Consider the following 20,470-nt stretch of genomic DNA (forward strand, 5'->3'; position numbering starts at 1 on the left):
TCATTGCCCCTGTTGTTGCACACCCGAGTTGTCTCTCCTTGATTTCCCACCCGCTTGCCGCCCGATTTGGGCGGCTTTTTTCTATTTGATCTGCATCAATGAAATGTTAATTGGTAAATTGAATGCCTATTAAGTTTTCCAGGAGGGGAATAGAATCGCCACAAAACAGATAACTGAAATGTCCAATTAGGAGAGACATGATGTTTTGTGTGCAATGTGAACAGACTATTCGTACCCCGGCAGGCAACGGCTGCGCCTATGCACAAGGCATGTGCGGCAAGACGGCTGAAACTTCTGATCTGCAGGATGTGCTGATCTATACCCTGCAAGGGCTCAGCGCCTGGGCCCTGGCGGCCCGCGAGCACGGCATCGTCGACAGCGAAATAGACGCTTTCGTGCCCAAGGCGTTCTTTGCCACCCTCACCAACGTCAACTTCGACTCCGCTCGCATCGTCGCCTACGTCAACCAGGCGCTGGCCTATCGCCAGCAACTGGCCGCCAAGCTGGCACCGCTGGCGGTACAGGCCGATGCACTGCCCGCTGCCGCCCGCTTCGAGCCGGGTGCCGATCTGCTGGCCCAGCTTGCCCAGGCGCCGCAGACCGCGGTCAACCGGGGCAAAAACGAGGTCAACGAAGACATCATGGGGCTGCGCCTGCTCTGCCTCTATGGCCTCAAGGGTGCCGCCGCCTACATGGAACACGCCCGGGTGCTGGATCAGCAGGATGCCGGGGTCGCCGCCGAATTCCATCGCATCATGAGCTGGCTCGGCACGGATCCCTGCGATCTGGATCCCCTGTTCAAGTGCGCCATGGACATTGGCCTGCTGAACTTCAAGATCATGGAGATGCTGGATCTCGGTGAAACCACCGCCTTCGGCCACCCCGAGCCGACTCAGGTACGCGTCACTCCGGTACCGGGCAAGTGTATTCTGGTCTCCGGCCACGACATGGTGGATCTCAAGCTCATCCTGGAGCAGACCAGGGGCACTGGCATCAACGTCTACACCCATGGCGAGATGCTGCCGGCCCTGGCCTACCCCTTCTTCAAGCAGTACCCGCACCTGGTGGGCAACTACGGCTCCGCCTGGCAGAACCAGCAGAAGGAGTTTGCCAACTTCCCGGGCGCCGTGGTGATGACCTCCAACTGCATCATCGACCCGAACGTGGGCAACTACAGCGATCGCATCTTCACCCGCTCCATCGTCGGCTGGCCGGGCGTGACCCACCTGGAAGGGGAAGATTTCTCCGTCGTTATCGCCAAGGCGCAAGCGCTGGAAGGCTTCAAGCACGTTGAGCTCGAGCACTTCATCACCATCGGTTTTGCCCGCAACGCCCTGATGCAGGCCGCTCCCGCAGTGATCGACAAGGTCAAGGCTGGCGAAATCAGCCACTTCTTCCTGGTGGGGGGATGTGACGGCGACCGTGCCGAGCGCGCCTACTACACCGAGTTTGCCAAGGCGATCCCGCAGGACAGCCTGCTGCTGACCCTGGGCTGCGGCAAGTACAAGTTCAACAAGCTCGATTTCGGCGACATCGGCGGCATTCCGCGCCTGCTGGACGTGGGTCAGTGCAATGATGCCTACTCCGCCATCCAGCTGGCCCTGGCGCTCGCCGACGCGTTCGAGTGCGGCGTCAACGATCTGCCGCTGACCCTGGTGCTCTCCTGGTTCGAGCAAAAAGCCATCGTCATTTTGCTCACCCTGCTGGCGCTCGGCGTGAAGGACATCCGCACCGGCCCGACCGCCCCGGCCTTCCTCACCCCGGCCCTGCTCAAGGTGCTGGAGGAGCAGTTTGGCCTGAAAGGCACCACCACGGCAGACGCGGATCTCGCCGAGATCCTGGCGGCCTGAGCAAAGACACAGCCTTACACGCTCAGCATGTTGTAAGCCTTTGGCGAGCCTGATGGCTCGCCTTTTTTCAACGCTATTTCCGAGCAAGAGGAGCCTTGCGATGACCTCCACCTCTTTGAGCCTGCGCTGTATAGCCCGCCGGGCAGAGACCCACGACGTGGCGAGCTGGCAATTTGAACCCCTGGCTGGCGACCTGCCCTCCGTGCTGGCCGGCCAGTGCGTCACCCTGCACACGATGATTGACGGCCAGCCTCACTGCCGCGCCTACACCCTCTCCTCCAGCCCGCAGGATCCTTTCTGGCAGGTCACCATCAAGGATGTGGGGCTGGTCTCTCACCATCTGCACCAGAGCCTGCAAGTGGGGGACGAGATCCGGGTAGACGGCCCCTTCGGCGATTTCCACCTGACCGCTTTGCCCTGCGAGCGGCCGCTGCTGCTCAGCGCCGGTTCCGGCATCACCCCCATGTGGGCCATGCTGCGGGACGAGCTGGCCAAACGGCCGGATGCAGACATTCGCTTTATTCACAGCGCCAGAACCCCCGGGGATGTGATCTTCGCAAGGGAACTGGCTTCGCTGGCCGAGGCTCATGCCGGTGTGCGCCATGCTTTAGTGCTGGAGAAAGTAGGGGAAGAGGCGCCAACGGCTCATCCCTGGGTTGGCCGGCTCACACCGGACATGTTGAGGGAACTGGCGCCAGACCTGCTGGTGCGCCACGTCTATCTGTGCGGGCCTGCCCCCTACATGACCGCAGTCTGCACCATGCTGGCGGAGCTGGGACTGCCGGCAGCGCAGTTGCACCAGGAGTCGTTCGGCCTGCCTGCTGGAACATCGAGTGCGGCGCCAGTTGCGGCCGGCAGCGACCACTTCTGGCTGACCCTCAAAAAGAGCGACAAGAAGGTGAAGATCCTGCCGGGTCAGACCCTGCTGGCGGCACTGGAGGGGGCGGGGGAGACCATGATGGCCGCTTGCCGCGCCGGGGTGTGCGGCGCCTGTCGCTGCACCACGGAAGGCGAAATCGAGCGCCAGAGCGTGATGACCCTGAGCGCGCAGGACCTCGAGAACGGGGTGGCGCTGGCCTGTTCCTGCACCGCCAGAGGGGATGTGAGTCTGGAGTACTGACGGGCGTCATTGGTATCCCGAGCTTTTCTCGGGCGGGTCGTGCGGGTAGACTCAACCCCAGTTTCAGCAAAGTACGGGATAAAAAATGACAATTCTGGTGACGGGGGGAGCCGGTTACATCGGTTCCCACACCCTGGTCGAGCTGCTTGGTACCGGGCAGCAGGTCGTAGTACTGGACAACCTCTCCAACGCTTCCCCCGAATCGCTCAAACGGGTCGAGCGGATCACCGGCAAGCCGGTCACCTTCGTGGAAGGGGACATTCTGGACAGAGCCTGCCTGCAGCGGCTGTTTGCCGAGCACAGGATAGTATCCGTGATCCACTTCGCCGGCCTCAAGGCGGTGGGGGAATCCGGCCAGATCCCGCTCACCTACTATCAGAACAACGTGACCGGCACCCTGGTGCTGTGCGAAGAGATGGCCAGGGCCGGCGTGTTCCGGCTGGTGTTCAGCTCCTCGGCCACCGTTTATGGGGATCCGGCCTCGGTACCCCTGCGGGAAGATTTCCCCACCAGCGCCACCAACCCCTATGGCCGCTCCAAGCTGATGGTCGAAGAGATCCTGCGTGACCTCTCCAAATCAGATCCCCGCTGGGCCATCGTGCTGCTGCGCTACTTCAACCCGGTGGGTGCTCACGAGAGCGGCCTCATCGGTGAAGATCCCAACGGCATCCCCAACAACCTGCTGCCTTACATCAGTCAGGTCGGCGTGGGCAAGCTCAAGGAGCTGGGGGTCTTTGGCAACGACTATCCGACCCCGGACGGCACCGGGGTGCGCGACTATATCCACGTGGTGGATCTCGCCATCGGTCACCTCAAAGCATTGGCCCGCATCAAGAGTGATACCGGCGTCTTCACCTATAACCTTGGCACCGGTCAGGGCTATTCCGTGCTGGAGATGGTCAAGGCGTTCGAGGCAGCCAGTGGCCGTGCCATTCCCTACCAGATCAAGCCCCGTCGCCCCGGCGACATTGCCGAGTGCTGGGCTGAACCGGCCCTGGCCCGTGACGAGCTGGGCTGGCAGGCCGAGCGGGGGCTGGAGCAGATGATGATCGATACCTGGCGCTGGCAAAGCCAGAACCCGAACGGTTATGGCCCTGCTGCGAAGCCGTGATCAAGGGTCATGCGCTGCTCTTCGCCTTGCTGACAGCTTCTCGCGACGACCCATCAGGCCTGATGGTTTGCAGCCTGAATAGCAAAACGCCCCGGCATGCCGGGGCGTTTTTTCATGCACAACGCGCGGGTTACTGAATGCTCTTGCCGGCGCGGACATCCTTGATGATAGCCTTGAGGCTGGCCAGATCCCGCGGTGCGCCGCGCAGGATCTGATCGCCGATGATAAAGGCCGGGGTACCGGAAATGGCCATGGCTTCGGCCAGCGCCCGGTTGGTACCCAGATTCTGATCGATGCTGCCGTCCTTGATCTTCGCCTCGACCTTGCTCCAGTCCACGCCGGCGGCCCTGGCGACGTCTTTCACCTGGGCTTCGTCGGAAAGGGGTCCCTGATGGGCGTACAGCTTGTCGTGGAAGGCCTGGTATTTGTCGGGCTGGCCGAGCTTCACCGCCAGCGCCGCGCGGGCGGCGTAGTAGGAAGTTTCGCTCAGGATGGGGAACTGCTTGTAGATGTAGCGGATCTCCTTGTCCTCAGAGAGCAGTTGCTGAATGAGGGGATGAGCGCGCTTGCAGTAGCCGCAGTTGTAGTCGAAGAACTCCACCACCGTCAGGCTGCCCTTGGGATTGCCGCTCTCGGGATCCTGGTTGGCGAAGAGCTGCTTGGCATGGGCTTCTATCAGCGTCTTGTCGTTCTCGGCCTGCTGGCTCTCCTGCTTGGCACGCAGGGCGTTGGACATCTCGACCAGGATCTCCGGATTCTTGACCAGATAGTCGCGCACGATCTGCTCGACATCGCTCTTGGTCAGCTCGCTCGCCTGCACGGGCGCCGCAAGCAGGGTCGCGCCGGTCAGGGCGGCGAACAGGGCATGTTTGATTCTCATAAGTCCATCTTGCTGGGGATGTGGTAGTGGCCCCTATAGTGGGTGAGTCTGTTTTCAAGTCAAGCCATCCGCTTGAAAAAGCACGGTTTGCAGCGGTTTTGCCGGTTTTGTGCGCCAGATAGCCCAATAAATGGGCAAACAAACGGAGTGGGGATTTACAAGGGCTGGGGGCATGGGTAATATGCGTCGCACTGCTGCGGAGGGGTGGCAGAGCGGCTGAATGCACCGGTCTTGAAAACCGGCGATGGGCGACCATCCGTGGGTTCAAATCCCACCTCCTCCGCCATCTATATAGCCCAACTGATTTATTCAGTTGGGCTTTTTCGTATTCGCGCACCTACATGCAGGTGCCATTGAGTGACAACCTGAGCGGGGCTCTCCCACCCGTCAGTTCCTTCAATGGTGGCCAACAAGATGCGGACGAGCACGGCCAGGCTGCCCGTCAGTCCGGTGGATGTCTGGCTCGAACGCCGAGCCTGTCTCTTTCACGGTCTCGATGGCCTCTGTTGTCTGAACGCTGTCATTGTCTGGGCCGTTAGATTGCTGCCGCCAGTGACGATAATCCCGCCTCCCGTGCTCTCCTGCCAGCCCATGCCTTCTCACCTTGGCCGCCACCACAGCGCCCGTGATGACACTGGAAGTGAGGGCTGAGAGCCACTCCCTGCAGCCCCCTGCCGGCATTGCCGAGCGCCAGACATCAGGGGGCAACATCATGACGCTCTCCGCTGCGTGGCTCGTCTGGCCCTCCAGGCCTGAATGCGCGCCTGGGTGCCGATGACGAAGACAAAAAAGACCGGCACGAAGAAGATGGCCAGCAGGGTGCCGCTGATCATGCCGCCGAACACGCCGGTGCCGATGGCATGCTGGGTCTCCGCGCTGGCACCACTGGCAAGCATCAGCGGCACCACGCCGAGGGTGAAGGCGAGCGACGTCATCAGGATGGGGCGCAGGCGCAGGCGGGCGGCGGTCACCGCAGCGTCAAGCAGCGAGCGCCCTTCGCCGTGCAACTGGCGGGCAAACTCCACGATGAGGATGGCGTTCTTGGCCGACAGACCGATGATGGTGATCATGCCCACCTTGAAGAAGACGTCGTTGGGCATGCCGCGCAGCATCACCGCCGCCACGGCGCCGAGCAGGCCCAGGGGAACCACCAGCATCACGGAGAGCGGAATGGACCAGCTCTCGTAGAGCGCGGCCAGCACCAGGAAGACCACCAGCGCCGACAGCAGCATCAGCAGGGGGGCCTCGGCCGCCGACTGGCGCTCCTGCAGCGACTGTCCCGTCCAGGCCAGGGCGAAGCCTGGCGGCAATTGCGCCACCAGGCGATCCATTTCCGCCATCGCGGCGCCACTGGACACCCCGGGGGCGGCACTCCCGGAGAGACGCACGGCGGGGAAGCCCTCGAAGCGCATCATCTGTTGCGGCGACTGGCGCCAGGTCGGCGTCACCACCTCCCGCAGGGGCACCATGCCGCCGCTGGCATTGCGCACCCGCAGGCCGAGTACGTCATCGAGCTGCATGCGCGCCGACGCGTCGGCCTGCAGGATGACCTGCTGCATGTGCCCGCCGTTGGGGAAATCGTTGATATAGAGCGATCCCATCGCCGCCGACAGGGTGCTGCTCACGCTGGTGAACGAGAGTCCCATGGCCTCGGCCTTCTGCCGGTTGATCTCGAGGTGAATGCTCTCGCCGGGGGGCAGGCTGTCGGGATAGACATCGCTCACCACTTCGCTTTGGGCCGCCAGTGCCAGCAGTTGCGCCTGGGCGGCCAGCAGCGCGGCCTCCCCCTGGTTGGCCCTGTCTTGCAGGAAGAGCGTGAAACCGGAAGAGGTGCCCAGTTCGTCGATGGCGGGCGGCAGCAGGCTCATCACGGTGCCTTCCTTGCTGTTGGCCATGGCGGCCTGTGCCAGCTCAGCCTCTTCGGCAGCCGTGGCACCATGACGCTGGTCCCACTCTTTGAGCATGGTGAAGGCCATGGCGGCATTGGGGCCTGCGCCGGAGAAGCTGAAGCCCTGCACCACCAGGTTGGTGTCGAGCGCCTCGCGAGAGGCCACATGGGCCTCGAACTCCTTGATGACGGCCAGGGTGCGCTCGCTGGTGGCGCCGGTCGGCAACTGGATGGAGGTCATGAAGTAGCCCTGATCCTCGTCCGGCAGAAAGGAGGAGGGCAGCTGGGTGGCCGCAATGGCCAGCACGGCGCAGAGGGCGGCGAAGGTAGCCATCATGCGTCCGCTGCGCCCGACCAGCCGGGTGACCCGAACGCCGTAGCCTGCGGTGAGCCGCTCGACGCCCCGGTTGAAGGCGCCGAAGAAACCGCGCTTCTCATGGTGATCCGGGCTGATCGTACGCAGCAGGGTGGCGCAGAGCGCCGGCGTCAGGGTCAGGGCCAGGAAGGCGGAAATCAGGATTGACACCGCCATCGACAGGGTGAACTGCTGGTAGATGACCCCCACGGAGCCGCTGCCGAACGCCATGGGGATGAACACCGCCGTGAGCACCAGAGTGATGCCGATCACCGCCCCGGTGATCTCCTTCATGGCCCGCGATGTCGCCTCTCGGGGCGATAGCCCCTGGGTGGCCATCAGGCGCTCGACGTTCTCCACCACCACGATGGCGTCGTCGACGATGATGCCGATGGCCAGCACCATGCCGAACATGGTGAGGGTGTTGATGGAAAAGCCGGCCAGCAGCATCACCGCGAAGGTGCCAAGCAGGGCGATGGGGGCGACGATGGCCGGGATCAGGGTGTAGCGCAGGTTCTGCAGGAAGAGAAACATCACCAGGAACACCAGCACCATGGCTTCCAGCAGGGTGTGGATCACCTTGTCGATGGAGACCTTGACGAAGGGGGCCGAGTCAAAGGGGATCGAATAGGCCATGCCCGCCGGCAGGGTTGGCGAGAGCTGGGCAAGGCGAGTACGCACCGCATCGGCGGTGCGCACGGCGTTGGCGCCGGGGGAGAGCTGAATGGCGGCGCTGGTGGCAGCCACCCCGTTCTCGCGGTTGGAAAAGGCGTAGGATTGCGCCCCCAGCTCGACCCGGGCCACGTCACCCAGCACCAGCTTGGCGCCATTACTACCGGCCCGCAGCACGATGGCGGCGAACGCCTCGGGAGTGGTCAGCTGCCCCTGTACCGTGAGGGGAACCGTCAGTCGCTGGCCAGGCAGGGCGGGTTCGTCGCCGAGGCGCCCCGGTGCAATCTGCACGTTCTGCTGCTCGATGGCCTGCGCCACCTCGCTGATGGTCAACCCGTAGGCGGCGAGCTTGCCCGGATCCACCCAGATGCGCATGGCCTGCTCGGCGCCGAACAGCTGCACTCGCCCCACGCCGTCGATGCGGCGCAGCTCCTGCACGATATTGCGCGCCATGTAGTCGTTCAGCGCGACCTCATCGAAGCGGCCATCCGGTGAAGTCATGCCGACCATCATCAGAAAGCCGGACGAGGCGGACTCCACCTGCAGGCCGGTTTGCCGCACCGCCTGTGGCAAGCGAGGCTCGACCGCCTTGATGCGGTTTTGCACGTCCATCTGGGCCAGCTCCGGATCGGTGCCCGGCTTGAAGGTGGCGGTGATCTGCGCGCTGCCGGAGGCATCTACCGACGACTCGAAGTAGAGCAGGTTCTTCACCCCAGACAGCTCGCGCTCGATCAGGCTCACCACCGCATCGTTCAGGGTCTGCGGCGTGGCGCCCGGATAGGTGGCATAGAGGGTCACCGACACCGGCGCCACCGAGGGATAGCGGGAGATGGGCAGCTTGGGGATGGCGATGACCCCCGCCAGCACGATGAAGAGGGCGATCACCCAGGCAAACACCGGGCGATGAATGAAAAACTGCGGCATGAAATGTCTCCGATTCAACGGTTACCGGCGTCAGCCTGCTGGCTGACTGCGGGGGATTGCCAGGGATGGGCAATGACTTGCGTCCCCGGGGTCAGGCGGTCGATCCCCTCGATCACCACCCGCTGTCCGGCGTTGAGCCCGGACGCGATGCGGTACTGGCTATTCACCAGTTCAGCGGTGTTGACCGGAACCAGTTGTGCCTGCCCCTGGCCATCCACCACCCACACGCTGGTCTGGCCCGATGTGCGCACCACCGCCTGCTGAGGCACGCTCAGGGCGTTGGCATAGCGGGCACGGGGAATGCGCGCCTGTACGTAGAGGCCGGGCAAGAGCCGCCGCTCCGGGTTGTCCACCAGTACCCGCAGCAGTACGTCGCCGGTCCCGGCATCCACCTCGATGCCGGAGAAGAGGATGTGCCCCTGCATGCCGAGCGGCTTGCCGTCGCTGCCGAGGATGTCCACCGCCAGTTCCGGTGCCGTCGAGCCAGCCTGCTGGCGCAGGGTGTCCAGCACAGAGGCCGGTTGACGCACATCGACGTAGACCTGATCGATCTGCTGGATCCTGGCCATGGGGGTGGCATCGGTGGGGGACACCAGGGCCCCTTCACTCACCAGCGCCTGATCGATGCGCCCGGCGATGGGGGCTTCCACGCTGGCAAATTGCAGGTTCAGCTGGTGCCGGGCCAGGGTCGCCCTGGCCTGGGCCACATCGGCGGCCGCCTGATCCCGCTGGGAGACAGCATCGTCATAGGTTTGGCGGCTGATGGCCTCGGTGCGCAGCAGCGGCACCAGACGGTCAATCTGGATGCGGGCGCGGGCCAGCACGGCCTGGGCGCGCTGCAATGCGGCGGCGGCGCTGTCGACATCCGCCTTGAAGGGGGCCGGATTTATCTGGAAGAGCACGGTGCCAGCGTTGATCTCGGCACCCTGCTCGAACAGGCGGCGCTGCACGATGCCGCTGATCTGGGCCCGAATTTCGGCGCTGCGCACCGCGGCTACCCGGGCGGGCAGATCCTCGCTGATGACCAGGTCCTGCCCTGCCAGCGTCATCACCGACACCTGAGGACGGGTCGGCGCATCTTGCGCTTGCGACGCCCCATCGCAACCTGCCAATCCGAATACGGCAATGACGGCGAGCAGGGCGCCCGCATACCGCTGTTTGACAAACATCATACTCACCTCGTTAAACCGTCTCCCGGGCATGGTGCTGCCGCGAGAGCACATCGAACGGGCATTATGGCGAGGGGCTATTGCGAATGATTCGAGGCTTTGTGGAGAATCCATGGAGGCGGTGATAAAGTTCAAGCCCACCATTTTCGAGTCCGACCATGTCGTATCTTCCTGCTTCCGCCAACCCGGCGGCCCAGTCACTGGTACTGATTGCAGAGGATGAAGCCGAGATAGCCGACATCCTCGCCGCTTACCTGCAACGCCACGGATTGCGCACCCTGCATGCCGCCGATGGCCGCGAAGCCCTGGCCATGCACCAGACATGCAAACCCGATCTCCTGTTGCTGGATGTGCAGATGCCGCAGCTCGATGGCTGGCAGGTGCTCAGCGAGATCCGGGCCCGTGGCGACACGCCGGTGATCATGCTGACCGCTCTGGATCAGGACCTCGACAAGCTGATGGGGCTGCGCATGGGGGCGGATGACTATGTGGTCAAACCCTTCAACCCGGCCGAAGTGGTGGCTCGGGTACAGGCGGTGCTCAGACGCAGCCAGGCTGCGAAGCAGACCACGGCCCGGGTGCTGCGGGTCGGCCCCTTCCAGATCGATCTGGAGAGCCACGAGGCCAGCATTTGCCGCGATGAGGGGCAGCAGATGCTGGATCTGACCCTGACCGAGTTCAAGTTGCTCGCCTCCCTGATGCGGGCACCCAAGCGGGTGTTCAGCCGCGCCGAACTGCTGACCCACTGCCTGCCGGAGGGGGATACCCAGGAGCGCACGGTGGACAGCCACATCAGCAAGCTGCGCAAGAAGCTGGAGGCACAGGGCATCCAGGGGGTGCCCGCCAGTGTCTGGGGCGTCGGCTATCGCTTCGGGGGCGATGCGTGACATCGGCACCCGGCCTGCGCAGGCAGATCATCCGCTCCCTGGGGCTGATGGCACTCGGCATCATCTGCCTCGCGGTGATCGGCACCTATGTGTTCTACGCCATTGCCGTGACCTATGTGCCTGGCAGCATCTCCGAGAGCTGGATGCCATCCAGGGTCGAGATGATCTGGATCGGCTCGACCATTCTTATTGCATTGGGGATGGCGCTGTACGTGGCGGTGCGCCTCTCTCGGCGCATCCTGACCCCGCTCAATTCGGTGGCGAACAGCCTGCGAGAGGTGGCAGAGGGCAAACTCGATGCGCGCGTGCCGCTGGATGAACAGGCGATCGGGGAGACGGCGCAACTGGTGCGGGACTTCAACACCATGGCCGAGCGACTGCAAAGCATGACCCGCGAGCGGGAGTTCTGGAATGCCGCCATCGCCCACGAATTGCGCACCCCGGTGACCATCTTGCGTGGCCGATTGCAGGGGCTGGCCGAAGGGGTATTTCCGCCAGAGCGTGCGCTCTTTGAAGGTTTGTTGCGCCAGGTGGAGGGATTGACCCACCTGATCGAAGACTTGCGGGTATTGAGCCTCAACGACAGCGGCCACCTGGAGTTGCAACGAACAGAGGTCAGGCTGGCTGATGAGCTTGCAGTGGTGCTTGAGGCGTTTGCCACTCCTCTGGCCGCGAGCGGTTTCACCCTCAAGCGGGAGCTCGATGCCGAACTCTGGGTCTGTTGCGATGCACTTCGCATCCGTCAGGCCCTGATGGCGCTGCTGGAAAATGCCCAGAAGCACGCGGTGCCGGGCATGCTGACCGTGCGCCTGCATCGTTCGGGCACCCAGTGCATCCTGAGTGTGGAAGATGAGGGGCCTGGCATCAGCGAGGAGGTCGCCGCCCATATCTTCGAGGCGTTTCGCCGGGGGGATCCGTCACGCTCACGCAAGAGTGGCGGCAGCGGGCTCGGGCTGGCCGTGGTCAAGGCCATTGCCGAGGCCCACGGCGGCAGTGCGGTCTGCCAACCCGGCGGGCGGGGCGGCACCCTGTTCCTGCTTTCCTGGCCCCTCTTGCACCCTGACGGCAGGTCATGACCCCGCATTGCCCCATCGGTTGAGGATAGGCAAGCCGAGGCGCGTGTGTTGACTGTGATCCAACAGCCCAAAAAAAGCCCATCTCATGGGGAGAGACGGGCTTTTTTTATGGCTTGCAGGCAGCGCCCTCATGGGGCGCCGGGATCAATGCTCGGCCAGCAGGGGCTCTCCCTCCTGGCGTTTGTCGTGGATGGCAAAGCGATCGACCAGGGTGGCACTGGCGTCGTTCAGGCCGATGACCGCCACCTCTTTCCCCTCGCGGCGGAACTTGATGACCACCTTGTCGAGGGCCGTGATGGCGGTGATGTCCCAGAAGTGGGCGTGCGTCAGGTCGATGACCACCTTCTCCACTTCCTCCCTGAAATCGAAACCGGCCAGGAACTGCTCGGCGCTGGCAAAGAAGACCTGGCCCCGCACCAGATAGGTACGCACGGCGCCGCTGCGCTCGCTGTCGCTTTTGACCAGCATGACGCGGGCAACCTTGTGGGCGAAAAAGAGAGAGGCGAGCAGCACCCCCACGAAGACCCCGAGTGCCAAGTTGTGGGTCGCGACCACCACGGCGACGGTGGTCACCATCACCAGGTTGGTGGAGAGGGGGTGGCTCTTCAGGTTGCGTACCGACTCCCAGGAAAACGTGCCGATGGAGACCATGATCATCACGGCCACCAGGGCTGCCATGGGGATCTGACGGATCCACTCATCCATGAAGACCACCATCAGGATGAGCAGGGTCCCCGCCACGAAGGTGGAGAGGCGGCCGCGGCCACCGGATTTGATGTTGATGACGGACTGGCCAATCATGGCGCACCCCGCCATGCCTCCCAGCAGACCGGCGCCGATGTTGGCGATCCCCTGACCCTTGCACTCGCGGTTGCGATCGCTTGGGGTGTCGGTCATCTCGTCGACGATGGCTGCCGTCATCATGGACTCGAGCAGTCCCACCACCGCCAGCCCCGCTGAGTAGGGGAAGATGATGGCCAGGGTCTCCAGATTGAGGGGCACGTCGGGCCAGAGGAAGACCGGCAGGGTATCGGGCAGCTCACCCATGTCGCCCACGGTACGGATGTCGATGCCCAGGGTGATGGCCACCGCCGTCAGGATGACGATGCACAGCAGGGGGGAGGGGAGCAGTTTGCCCACCACGGGAACGAGGGGGAACAGATAGATGATGCCAAGCCCGGCCGCGGTCATGGCGTAGACCTGCCAGGTGACGTTGGTGAGCTCGGGCAGCTGGGCCATGAAGATAAGGATGGCCAGGGCGTTGACGAAGCCGGTCACCACGGAGCGGGAGACGAATCGCATCAGGCTGCCGAGCCTGAGGTAGCCCGCCGCTATCTGGAAGAGGCCGGTGAGCAGGGTGGCCGCCAGCAGATACTGCAGGCCATGTTCCTTGACCAGGGTCACCATCAGGAGCGCCATGGCGCCGGTGGCGGCGGAAATCATGCCGGGACGACCGCCGACGAAGGCGATGACCACGGCGATGCAGAAGGAGGCATAGAGGCCGACCTTGGGGTCGACGCCCGCAATGATGGAGAAGGCGATGGCCTCCGGGATCAGCGCCAGGGCGACGACGATGCCCGACAGCAGATCGCCCCGTATGTTGGAGAACCACTCTTGTCTTGCACGTTCCAGCATGGGGATTTTCTCGCTCGTTGAGGATCCATGGCCACAGGCCCGCAAATCAGGGGGAATGGCGGGGATCACAGGGTTGGATTGGCTGTTGATGGTCGGGTAAACCGGCCGGTCGGCATAACCGGAGTCAGGCGGCAGAGGCCGCACAGGGCAGGGTCAGGGCGGCGTGACGGCCACCCCAGAGCACATAACAGGCATAAGGGGCGCATGTTAACAGCCGGTGCCAGGCCGGGGAAGCCCGGATTGTTTTATCTAGCACAAGAGCAGCCAACATAGACCAAACAAGGGGGCTCTGCCGTTTTCAGAGAAGTGATTGATGCGATTATGGCAACACCGAAGGGGGCAACACCATGGGACCGGCCACCGTACGGGCTGCCTCGTCACCTCGCAGTACCCGTACTATCTCGAGAGCGAACTCGATGGCGGTGCCTGGTCCCTGGCTGGTGATCAGGCGATGGGCTTCATCGGTCACTACCCTTGCCGTGCTCAATTGTGTCGCGGGCAGACGGGCCTGAAAGCCCGGGTGGCAGGTGGTGCTCGCATCCCCTAGCAAGCCGTGATGGTGGAGTACCACGGCGGGTGCGGCGCAGATGGCGGCGCGCCAGCGGCCGAGGCCTGCCTGCTCCCGTAGCAGGTCGATGGCGAGGGGGGTGTCGCGGATCACTTCGCTGCCGGGCAGACCGCCCGGTACGACCATGGCATCGAAGTCACGGGTGGTCAGCTCGTCGAGATGGCAATCCGCCACCAGTTGCACCCCGCGAGAGGCGCGGATCTGGCGCGCTCCTGTGGGGCAGCAGGAGGCCAGCACCACATCGATGCCACCCCGAACCAGGGTATCGACGATGGCAACCGTCTCTATCTCTTCCGACCCGGGGGCCACCAGTACCAGTACGCTCATCCTGCACTCCTTGCTTGCCAGCTGCTCTGCTCAGCGCTTCTCTTTGACGGCCTGATAGAGGCCCTGATTGACCGGCACCGCGATACCGTGAAGGGCGGCCTTGCCCAGCAGGAAGCCGGTGATGGCTTCGATCTCGGTCTCTCGGCCCTGTTCCATGTCCTGATACATGGAAGAGTAATTGTCGGCGGTGAGCTCCACCACCATCATGACGCGGCGCAGCAGCTCTTCGCTGCCGGTGGGCTGACCTTCGGCCCGCATGACGTCAGCCACTTCCACGCAGATTTGCTGCAGGGCATCGGCAAAACGCGGACCGGCCAATTCGCCGTTCTTGAGCTTGTAGAGCGCGGTGAGGGGATTGATGGCGCAGTTGACGGCGAGTTTCTGCCACTGGCGTGTCAGGATCTGCTCATCCCAGCCGGCCTGACCCAGGGCGCTGGCCAGCTCGTCGGCGAGGTGGGCATGGGCACGGGCCGCTTCGTTGATTGGGCCCAGCCAGGTCTCCCCCTTGCCGGTGTGGCGGAACACGAAGTGGCCGCTCTGCATGGCGCCATGGCTGGTGACGCCGGCGATCACCGGATTGTCGGGGAAGAGTGCGACCACCTGATCGGCGATCCCCATGCCGTTGTGCAGCAGCACGATGGGTACCCCTGTCGCCAGTTGCCCGACCAGGGGAGTGAGGGCCGATATCACCTGCCCCGCCTTGGTCATCACCAGCAGGCGTTTGATGCAGCCCGGCTTGTCGATGAAGGCGCGTTCGATGGCCAGGAGCTGGGTATGCCCCTCAAGGGAGGTAAAGTCGACGCCGGGATGCAAGGTGGCACGATGGCGCTCGCGCAGCAGGAGGCGGGTTGCTTGGCCGCTTTGGGTCAACAGGGAGGCGAAGACGCCGCCCAGGGCGCCGCAGCCCAGCAAGGTCCACTCGGGAGAGACAGGGTGACGGCGTGTTTTCAGGTTGTTGTCGCGTAATCCGCTTGGCATGAAGAGGCTCGATCATGGGAAGGGCTGCCATCCTGTCAACCGCCAACCCGGGATAAGGGAAGATGTCGCTTGGTGAATACCTGGAACCGGTGCATGAGCTGGCTGCCGGGTCGTGCTCAAGGTTCATGGGCAGCCAGGGAGCCTCATGTATGCATGACCATACGGGTTCCTGGGCTGCACTTCACCGAGTGTCGGACCTCTCGCGACCGCTCCTGGACGGGTTCTAACGGGTCTCACCATTCCTGTGCGCAGGGGATTCTAGCAGAGCAATCCCATCGAAATCAGCAAATTTGCCCGTTTTCTGGTAGATTTGCCCACCTGTCAGCACAACCTGAAGTACAGCATGAGGAGCCCGGCTATGCCGTCATTCGATATTGTCTCTGAAGTCAAAATGAACGAGGTGTTGAACGCCGTTGATAACGCCAACCGTGAACTGGCGACCCGTTTCGATTTTCGTGGTGTGGAAGCCAGCTTCGAATTGAACAAGGAAGAAGTGAAGCTGGAAGCCGATGCCGATTTCCAGCTCAAGCAGATGGTCGAGATCCTGCGCGGCGCCCTGCTCAAGCGCCAGATCGAGAACAGTTCCATGGATGTGGGTGACAGCGTCCACTCCGGCAAGCGTTTCCACCTGACCGTGAAGTTCAAGCAGGGGATCGACAAGGAAGTGGCCAAGAAGCTGGTGAAGCTCATCAAGGATTCCAAGATCAAGGTGCAGGCCGCCATCCAGGGCGACGAGGTGCGGGTCACCGGCAAGAAGCGCGACGATCTGCAGGAGACCATGGCCCTGGTGCGTGGCGCCGAGCTGGGTCAGCCGATGCAGTTCCAGAACTTCCGCGACTAATGGCGGACGGGGAGGGCTCGGTCCTCCCCATTGTCACGGCAAAGAGGTCGGCGAAGGCGCCATAAAAAAACCGGAGCGGCTGCTCCGGTTTTTTGTTTCTGCGAAACCCGTTCGATTAGAACTTGTAGGTCACGGAGAAGTAGTGGCTGAAGCCAGAGCTCTTCCAAGGGGTACCGTCGTAGGCGGTAGAGCCGTCTTTGGTGCCGTAGGCATCCATGAAGTACTTCAGACCATAACCCACTGCGTAGCGGTCGGAATGCCAGTAGATACCGTGGAAGGTAGCCAGGTTGTCGCTGGTGCGGTCGGCACGGTTGTGGGTATCCAAGTCGAACGCGTAGTCCAAGTAGCCTTGGTAGGAGACGAAGCTGCCGTTGCCAAAGGTGTAGAAAGGCTTGAACCAGTTCATGGCGAACCAGTAACCGTTCCAGTCACCTTCTTCTTCAACAAAGAACTGGTTTTCGGTGGAGTGGCGGGCATACAGGTTCATGCCGACTTTACCGAACCAGGGCACTTGCACATCAGCGCCCAGACCGATCATGTTCTCCATCTGGTGGTCGCCGATATTGTTCAGGGAGGCGATGTAAACCTCTTGCACCGGGCCGAAGGAGAGATCTTTACCAGTCAGCGCATCCAGAGACATACGCGGCGCAAACTTCATGAACAGATTCTGATCGCGGTGCTTATTGCTGTGACGGGAATCGAAGATATCGAACACATCGACGTAACCGTAAAGGTCGAACAGACCGGAGCGACCACCGAATTCCATTTCGAAGTAGGTGTCGTTGTAATCTTCAGCACCAGTGGTGAAAGGACGTTGGTCGATGGTGTGCATCACGTTGAACTGCATCCACTTGTAGTCGTTCTTGTGGATGTCGCCGCTGTAATCGGCAGCCAGGGCCGGAGTGGCGGAGGCAGCCAGCAGACCGGCAGCGATCAGAGTCTTGGTAAATTTGGCCATTTTATTGGTCTCTTGTGCGTTAGTTGAGGTTTTCCGTAGCCTGCCCACAAGGAGCGGGAGGGATTCTAGCCAAATAAATTCAACGGATAAACAAGCACCAGGGAACTTTGTCAGGATTTGTGAATCTAATCACCCCCTAAAATGCGCAAACGCTTGCTATTTGTGCGTTTGTGGTGACAAGGTGCTGCCTCGTTTGGCAACCATGATGATCAGGATCATCACCGGAATACCGAGCAGACTGGTGCCGATGAAGAAGTGGCTGTAGCCGATCTGCTCCACTACCCGACCGGAAAACCCCGCCAGCAACTTGGGCAGCAACAGCATGATGGAGCTGAACAGGGCGTACTGGGTGGCGGAGAAGGCGACGTTGGTGAGACTCGAGAGATAGGTCACAAACGCAGCCGTGGCGATGCCGGCGCTGAGGTTGTCCAGCGAGATGATCAGGGTCAGCAGCTCCAGGTTGTGGCCCACTTCGTTGAGGAGAGCGAACAGCAGGTTGGTGCTGGCGGTCAGCACGGCGCCGAGGAACAGGATGCGCAGGGTGCCAAAGCGCATCACCAGCACGCCCCCGAGCGCGGCCCCCACCAGCGTCATGATGACGCCATAGACCTTGGTGATGGTGGCCACTTCCGTCTTGCTGAACTGCAGATCCACATAGAAGCTGTTGGACATCACCCCCATCACCACGTCCGAGATGCGATAGCAAGCGATAAGCCCCAGGATCAGCAGGGCCGAGGAGCCGTAGCGGCGGAAGAAGTCGGCGAAGGGACACCAGATCGCCTCGTAGGTCCAGGCCCCCAGCCCGGCCAGCGTGGGGGACCAACCCCGTGCCAGCAGGGTGGCCTTGCGCGCCATCTGCTGCTCGTCCTGACTCTTGAGATCGATCTGCGGCTCGTGACTCATCAGGGTGGTGAGGATGCCAAGAGACATCAGCCCTCCCATCAGCAGATAGGTGAGCTGCCAGCCGCGATAGTCATAGCCGCTGTTGCTGCCGAGCCAAGCCGCCAGCGCCAGTGCCCCCGCTCCCGCCATGATCATGGCGAGTCGATACCCCGTCATATAGGAAGCGGCCATGGCCGCCTGCAGCCGCTCGGGAGCAGATTCGATGCGATAGGCGTCGATGACGATGTCCTGGGTGGCAGAGGAGAAGGCAACCAGCAGGGCGAAGAGGGCCAGCTGGGCGAGCTGGGTCTTGGGATCGCAATAGGCCATCCCCACCAGGGAGAGGGCGATCAGCACCTGGGAGAACAGCATCCAGCTGCGTCGCCGCCCAAGCAGCCCTGACAGCAGGGGCAGGGGCAGCCGATCCACCAGGGGCGACCACAGCCACTTGAAACCGTAGGCCAGCGCTACCCAGCTCATGTAACCGATGTCGGTCAGGCTGACATCCGCCTCGCGCAGCCAGAACGAGAGGGTGCCAAAGACCAGCAGCAAGGGCAGGCCGGAGGAGAATCCCATGGCAAACAGGATGAGTACCCGCGCTTCCAGATAGACGGCGAGGGCATCTCGCCAGCGGGTGGCGCGGCCCGGTGTGTGGCTGGGCGGGCGGAGATTGTTCAACTGCCTGACTCCTCGGGGAAAAGGGGGTCATTTTGTCAGGTTCGGCAGGCGTAGCCAAGGCAAGCCGAGGGGGGAGCGGCAGGTTTCAGGGGCGCGAGCCGATGCAGTGGTGCGGGCAGGGGCCCCCGTCGGCGAGAAAATTGGCGCAGGCCATGAGTTGCAGGCGCAGCGCGTCATCACAGAGGAGGTGCTGCTCATCCCACAGGTGCAGGCTGTGAAGCAGATGCCAGAACACCCCTTCCTGTGCGTTGGCGGGGGTTTTGTCCATGGGGATCACGCAGAGCGCCTGCCAATGGGAGAGAAGTTGCCAGCTCAAGTCCTCCAGCTGCTGGTAGGGAATCTTGCGTGCCAGAAAATGGCGAACCGCCTGGGCCAGCGGGCCGGCGTGTTGGGCTATGTAATCATGACAGGTCACCGGCTCCTCCTTCTGGTTCTGCTCCCCGATGCGTGGCACACATCGGGGAGCAGAGTATAGAAAAAGAGATTGGTGACCCGTTCAGGGACGCGGTGGAATGTGATCCGGGCCGCGTTATTTGTCCGCGAGCAGCACCACTTTCTTCAGGATGATGGGGCTGGTGGGGACGTCGTTGGCACGCAGGATGGAGCTGTAGCCGGTCTGGACCTGGGCCAGTTTGTCCAGCACCTCCATCCCCTTCACGACCTGGCCGAACACGGTGTAACCGGCGCCGGCATTGGCGTTGAGGTTGTCGTTGTCCACCAGATTGAAATAGAACTGGCGAGTGGCGCTGTCGACCGCCTGGGTGCGGGCCATGGCGATGGTGCCGCGCTTGTTGGGCAGGCCGCCTCTGGACTCGTTGACCACGGGATCGAAGGTCGGCAGGGGCTGGAACTGCTGGTTGTAGCCTCCACCCTGCACCACGAAGTTCTGGATCACCCGGTGGAACAGGCTGCCGTCATAGCTGCCGTCTGTCACGTAGCGCAGGAAGTTCTTCACGGTCTGGGGCGCCTGTTTGGGGGCCAGCTCCACGACGATGGTGCCATGGTTGGTCTCCATCTGGACTTTTTGACCGGCAAAAGCCAGGGGGGCGATCAGGGTGACCAGTAACCAGAGTTTCTTCATTTATATATCCTCGCTCAGCTCGGCTGACCCTTGAGATAACCGCGCAGCGCCTCGTCGGCCATGATCTGCTGCAGCACGCTGCCCAGCTGCTGGTTCAGAGTGGATTCCAGATCGGCCATGCTCGGCTCACCCGGGCCCTCCTTGCTGGAGGACATGTTGAACTGCTTGGTCAGCTTGCTGCCCTGGAAGTCCGCAATCACCTGCAGGCTGACGCGGGACTTGGTGACATAGGTGAAGGTCTTCTCTTCCACGGTGACGGCGGCAGTGGAGATGGCCAGCGTCAGGTTGGTGGTGCCGCTGTTGCCCACTTCCAGGCCCTGGCTGCGCAGCCCTTCCGCCAGTTTTTCAGCCAGCAGGCTGTTGAGAGGCTGACTGCTGTTCACCAGCACAGGAGCCTTCTCTTTCTTCTTGATGGAGAAGACATAGGCGGCTTCACGCTTGTCCACCCCTTCCATGGTGATGCGGTTGCCGGAGTAGTACTGCTGGTTGGAGGGGATGACTTGCGGGTTGAGCAGGGCGCTCTCGGGCCAGTGAGTAGCACAACCGCCCAATACCAGAGCGGCCAGCAGCAAGAGTGACTTTTTCATCAT

General features: G+C 62.6%; 17 protein-coding genes and 1 tRNA gene. 7 read left to right on the forward strand and 11 right to left on the reverse strand.

The window, feature by feature from the left end:
• Nucleotides 1–200: 200 nt before the first annotated feature.
• The 3 genes from hcp (at nt 201) to galE (ending at nt 4,081) form a co-directional block, all read left to right on the forward strand.
• The gene (gene hcp / locus AB5Y54_RS02385; RefSeq protein WP_111896701.1) at nt 201–1,850 is read left to right on the forward strand and encodes a hydroxylamine reductase; all 1,650 of its coding nucleotides are present in this window, start codon (nt 201–203) and stop codon (nt 1,848–1,850) included.
• A gap of 100 nt (nt 1,851–1,950) precedes the next feature.
• Nucleotides 1,951–2,970, forward strand: coding sequence for a hybrid-cluster NAD(P)-dependent oxidoreductase (locus AB5Y54_RS02390; protein WP_111896700.1), 1,020 nt, complete (start codon nt 1,951–1,953; stop codon nt 2,968–2,970).
• Nucleotides 2,971–3,055: 85 nt separating this feature from the next.
• Nucleotides 3,056–4,081 (forward strand): UDP-glucose 4-epimerase GalE, encoded by a 1,026-nt coding sequence (galE, locus tag AB5Y54_RS02395; protein ID WP_052816338.1) that lies wholly within the window; start codon nt 3,056–3,058, stop codon nt 4,079–4,081.
• Between the two features lie 130 nt (nt 4,082–4,211).
• Here galE and AB5Y54_RS02400 read toward each other — a convergent pair whose 3' ends face one another.
• Nucleotides 4,212–4,961 (reverse strand): DsbA family protein, encoded by a 750-nt coding sequence (locus AB5Y54_RS02400; protein ID WP_039041345.1) that lies wholly within the window; start codon nt 4,959–4,961, stop codon nt 4,212–4,214.
• 198 nt (nt 4,962–5,159) lie between these two features.
• Between AB5Y54_RS02400 and AB5Y54_RS02405 the strand changes: the two genes are divergently transcribed.
• Nucleotides 5,160–5,247 (forward strand) — tRNA-Ser (locus AB5Y54_RS02405).
• A 424-nt stretch (nt 5,248–5,671) separates the two neighbouring features.
• Here AB5Y54_RS02405 and AB5Y54_RS02410 read toward each other — a convergent pair.
• Together AB5Y54_RS02410 and AB5Y54_RS02415 are read right to left on the reverse strand one after the other, a co-directional pair.
• Nucleotides 5,672–8,800, reverse strand: coding sequence for a multidrug efflux RND transporter permease subunit (locus AB5Y54_RS02410; RefSeq protein WP_324034251.1), 3,129 nt, complete (start codon nt 8,798–8,800; stop codon nt 5,672–5,674).
• A 14-nt stretch (nt 8,801–8,814) separates the two neighbouring features.
• Nucleotides 8,815–9,972: an efflux RND transporter periplasmic adaptor subunit gene (locus AB5Y54_RS02415; RefSeq protein WP_368153181.1), complete on the reverse strand. Its 1,158-nt coding sequence runs from the start codon at nt 9,970–9,972 to the stop codon at nt 8,815–8,817.
• A gap of 155 nt (nt 9,973–10,127) precedes the next feature.
• On the opposite strand from AB5Y54_RS02415, the gene AB5Y54_RS02420 reads away from it, so the two are divergent.
• Nucleotides 10,128–10,856 carry a response regulator gene (locus AB5Y54_RS02420; RefSeq protein ID WP_048208200.1) on the forward strand — a complete coding sequence of 243 codons (729 nt, stop codon included), beginning with the start codon at nt 10,128–10,130 and terminating at the stop codon, nt 10,854–10,856.
• Entirely contained in the window at nt 10,853–11,932 is a 1,080-nt protein-coding gene (locus AB5Y54_RS02425) for an ATP-binding protein (RefSeq protein ID WP_128344701.1), read from the forward strand. Before AB5Y54_RS02420 ends, AB5Y54_RS02425 begins: the two co-directional genes overlap by 4 nt.
• Nucleotides 11,933–12,076: 144 nt before the next feature.
• On the opposite strand, the gene AB5Y54_RS02430 is transcribed toward AB5Y54_RS02425, so the two are convergent.
• From AB5Y54_RS02430 to AB5Y54_RS02440, 3 genes are all read right to left on the reverse strand, one after another.
• Nucleotides 12,077–13,567: a SulP family inorganic anion transporter gene (locus tag AB5Y54_RS02430; RefSeq protein WP_048208199.1), complete on the reverse strand. Its 1,491-nt coding sequence runs from the start codon at nt 13,565–13,567 to the stop codon at nt 12,077–12,079.
• Nucleotides 13,568–13,886: 319 nt separating this feature from the next.
• Entirely contained in the window at nt 13,887–14,462 is a 576-nt protein-coding gene (locus AB5Y54_RS02435; protein ID WP_201984450.1) for a DJ-1 family glyoxalase III, read from the reverse strand.
• 30 nt (nt 14,463–14,492) lie between these two features.
• Nucleotides 14,493–15,440, reverse strand: a complete 948-nt coding sequence (locus AB5Y54_RS02440; protein WP_201984448.1) for a ketopantoate reductase family protein — start codon at nt 15,438–15,440, stop codon at nt 14,493–14,495.
• Nucleotides 15,441–15,798: 358 nt separating this feature from the next.
• On the opposite strand from AB5Y54_RS02440, the gene AB5Y54_RS02445 reads away from it, so the two are divergent.
• Nucleotides 15,799–16,281, forward strand: a complete 483-nt coding sequence (locus AB5Y54_RS02445) for a YajQ family cyclic di-GMP-binding protein (protein ID WP_010673357.1) — start codon at nt 15,799–15,801, stop codon at nt 16,279–16,281.
• 115 nt (nt 16,282–16,396) lie between these two features.
• Here AB5Y54_RS02445 and AB5Y54_RS02450 read toward each other — a convergent pair whose 3' ends face one another.
• From AB5Y54_RS02450 to AB5Y54_RS02470, 5 genes are all read right to left on the reverse strand, one after another.
• Entirely contained in the window at nt 16,397–17,239 is an 843-nt protein-coding gene (locus tag AB5Y54_RS02450; protein ID WP_201984445.1) for an outer membrane protein OmpK, read from the reverse strand.
• Between the two features lie 156 nt (nt 17,240–17,395).
• Nucleotides 17,396–18,697, reverse strand: a complete 1,302-nt coding sequence (locus AB5Y54_RS02455; RefSeq protein ID WP_223918336.1) for an MFS transporter — start codon at nt 18,695–18,697, stop codon at nt 17,396–17,398.
• A gap of 187 nt (nt 18,698–18,884) precedes the next feature.
• The gene (locus tag AB5Y54_RS02460) at nt 18,885–19,214 is read right to left on the reverse strand and encodes a hypothetical protein (protein WP_266136531.1); all 330 of its coding nucleotides are present in this window, start codon (nt 19,212–19,214) and stop codon (nt 18,885–18,887) included.
• Between the two features lie 114 nt (nt 19,215–19,328).
• On the reverse strand, nt 19,329–19,880 hold the full coding sequence (locus tag AB5Y54_RS02465; protein ID WP_201984442.1) for a peptidylprolyl isomerase: 552 nt from the start codon (nt 19,878–19,880) through the stop codon (nt 19,329–19,331).
• Between the two features lie 14 nt (nt 19,881–19,894).
• Nucleotides 19,895–20,467: a YajG family lipoprotein gene (locus AB5Y54_RS02470; RefSeq protein ID WP_039040711.1), complete on the reverse strand. Its 573-nt coding sequence runs from the start codon at nt 20,465–20,467 to the stop codon at nt 19,895–19,897.
• Between the last annotated feature and the right edge of the window lie 3 nt (nt 20,468–20,470).

It is taken from the genome of Aeromonas sp. s9 (assembly GCF_040907765.1).
GTDB classification, from domain to species: Bacteria; Pseudomonadota; Gammaproteobacteria; order Enterobacterales; family Aeromonadaceae; genus Aeromonas; species Aeromonas caviae.

Bases quoted from the DNA above. Each gene is read 5' to 3' on its own strand.
- hcp (WP_111896701.1), top strand. From the start codon at position 201: ATGTTTTGTGTGCAATGTGAACAGACTATTCGTACCCCGGCAGGCAAC.
- AB5Y54_RS02390 (WP_111896700.1), top strand. From the start codon at position 1,951: ATGACCTCCACCTCTTTGAGCCTGCGCTGTATAGCCCGCCGGGCAGAG.
- galE (WP_052816338.1), top strand. From the start codon at position 3,056: ATGACAATTCTGGTGACGGGGGGAGCCGGTTACATCGGTTCCCACACC.
- AB5Y54_RS02400 (WP_039041345.1), bottom strand. From the start codon at position 4,961: ATGAGAATCAAACATGCCCTGTTCGCCGCCCTGACCGGCGCGACCCTG.
- AB5Y54_RS02410 (WP_324034251.1), bottom strand. From the start codon at position 8,800: ATGCCGCAGTTTTTCATTCATCGCCCGGTGTTTGCCTGGGTGATCGCC.
- AB5Y54_RS02415 (WP_368153181.1), bottom strand. From the start codon at position 9,972: ATGATGTTTGTCAAACAGCGGTATGCGGGCGCCCTGCTCGCCGTCATT.
- AB5Y54_RS02420 (WP_048208200.1), top strand. From the start codon at position 10,128: ATGTCGTATCTTCCTGCTTCCGCCAACCCGGCGGCCCAGTCACTGGTA.
- AB5Y54_RS02430 (WP_048208199.1), bottom strand. From the start codon at position 13,567: ATGCTGGAACGTGCAAGACAAGAGTGGTTCTCCAACATACGGGGCGAT.
- AB5Y54_RS02435 (WP_201984450.1), bottom strand. From the start codon at position 14,462: ATGAGCGTACTGGTACTGGTGGCCCCCGGGTCGGAAGAGATAGAGACG.
- AB5Y54_RS02440 (WP_201984448.1), bottom strand. From the start codon at position 15,440: ATGCCAAGCGGATTACGCGACAACAACCTGAAAACACGCCGTCACCCT.
- AB5Y54_RS02445 (WP_010673357.1), top strand. From the start codon at position 15,799: ATGCCGTCATTCGATATTGTCTCTGAAGTCAAAATGAACGAGGTGTTG.
- AB5Y54_RS02450 (WP_201984445.1), bottom strand. From the start codon at position 17,239: ATGGCCAAATTTACCAAGACTCTGATCGCTGCCGGTCTGCTGGCTGCC.
- AB5Y54_RS02455 (WP_223918336.1), bottom strand. From the start codon at position 18,697: ATGGGATTCTCCTCCGGCCTGCCCTTGCTGCTGGTCTTTGGCACCCTC.
- AB5Y54_RS02465 (WP_201984442.1), bottom strand. From the start codon at position 19,880: ATGAAGAAACTCTGGTTACTGGTCACCCTGATCGCCCCCCTGGCTTTT.
- AB5Y54_RS02470 (WP_039040711.1), bottom strand. From the start codon at position 20,467: ATGAAAAAGTCACTCTTGCTGCTGGCCGCTCTGGTATTGGGCGGTTGT.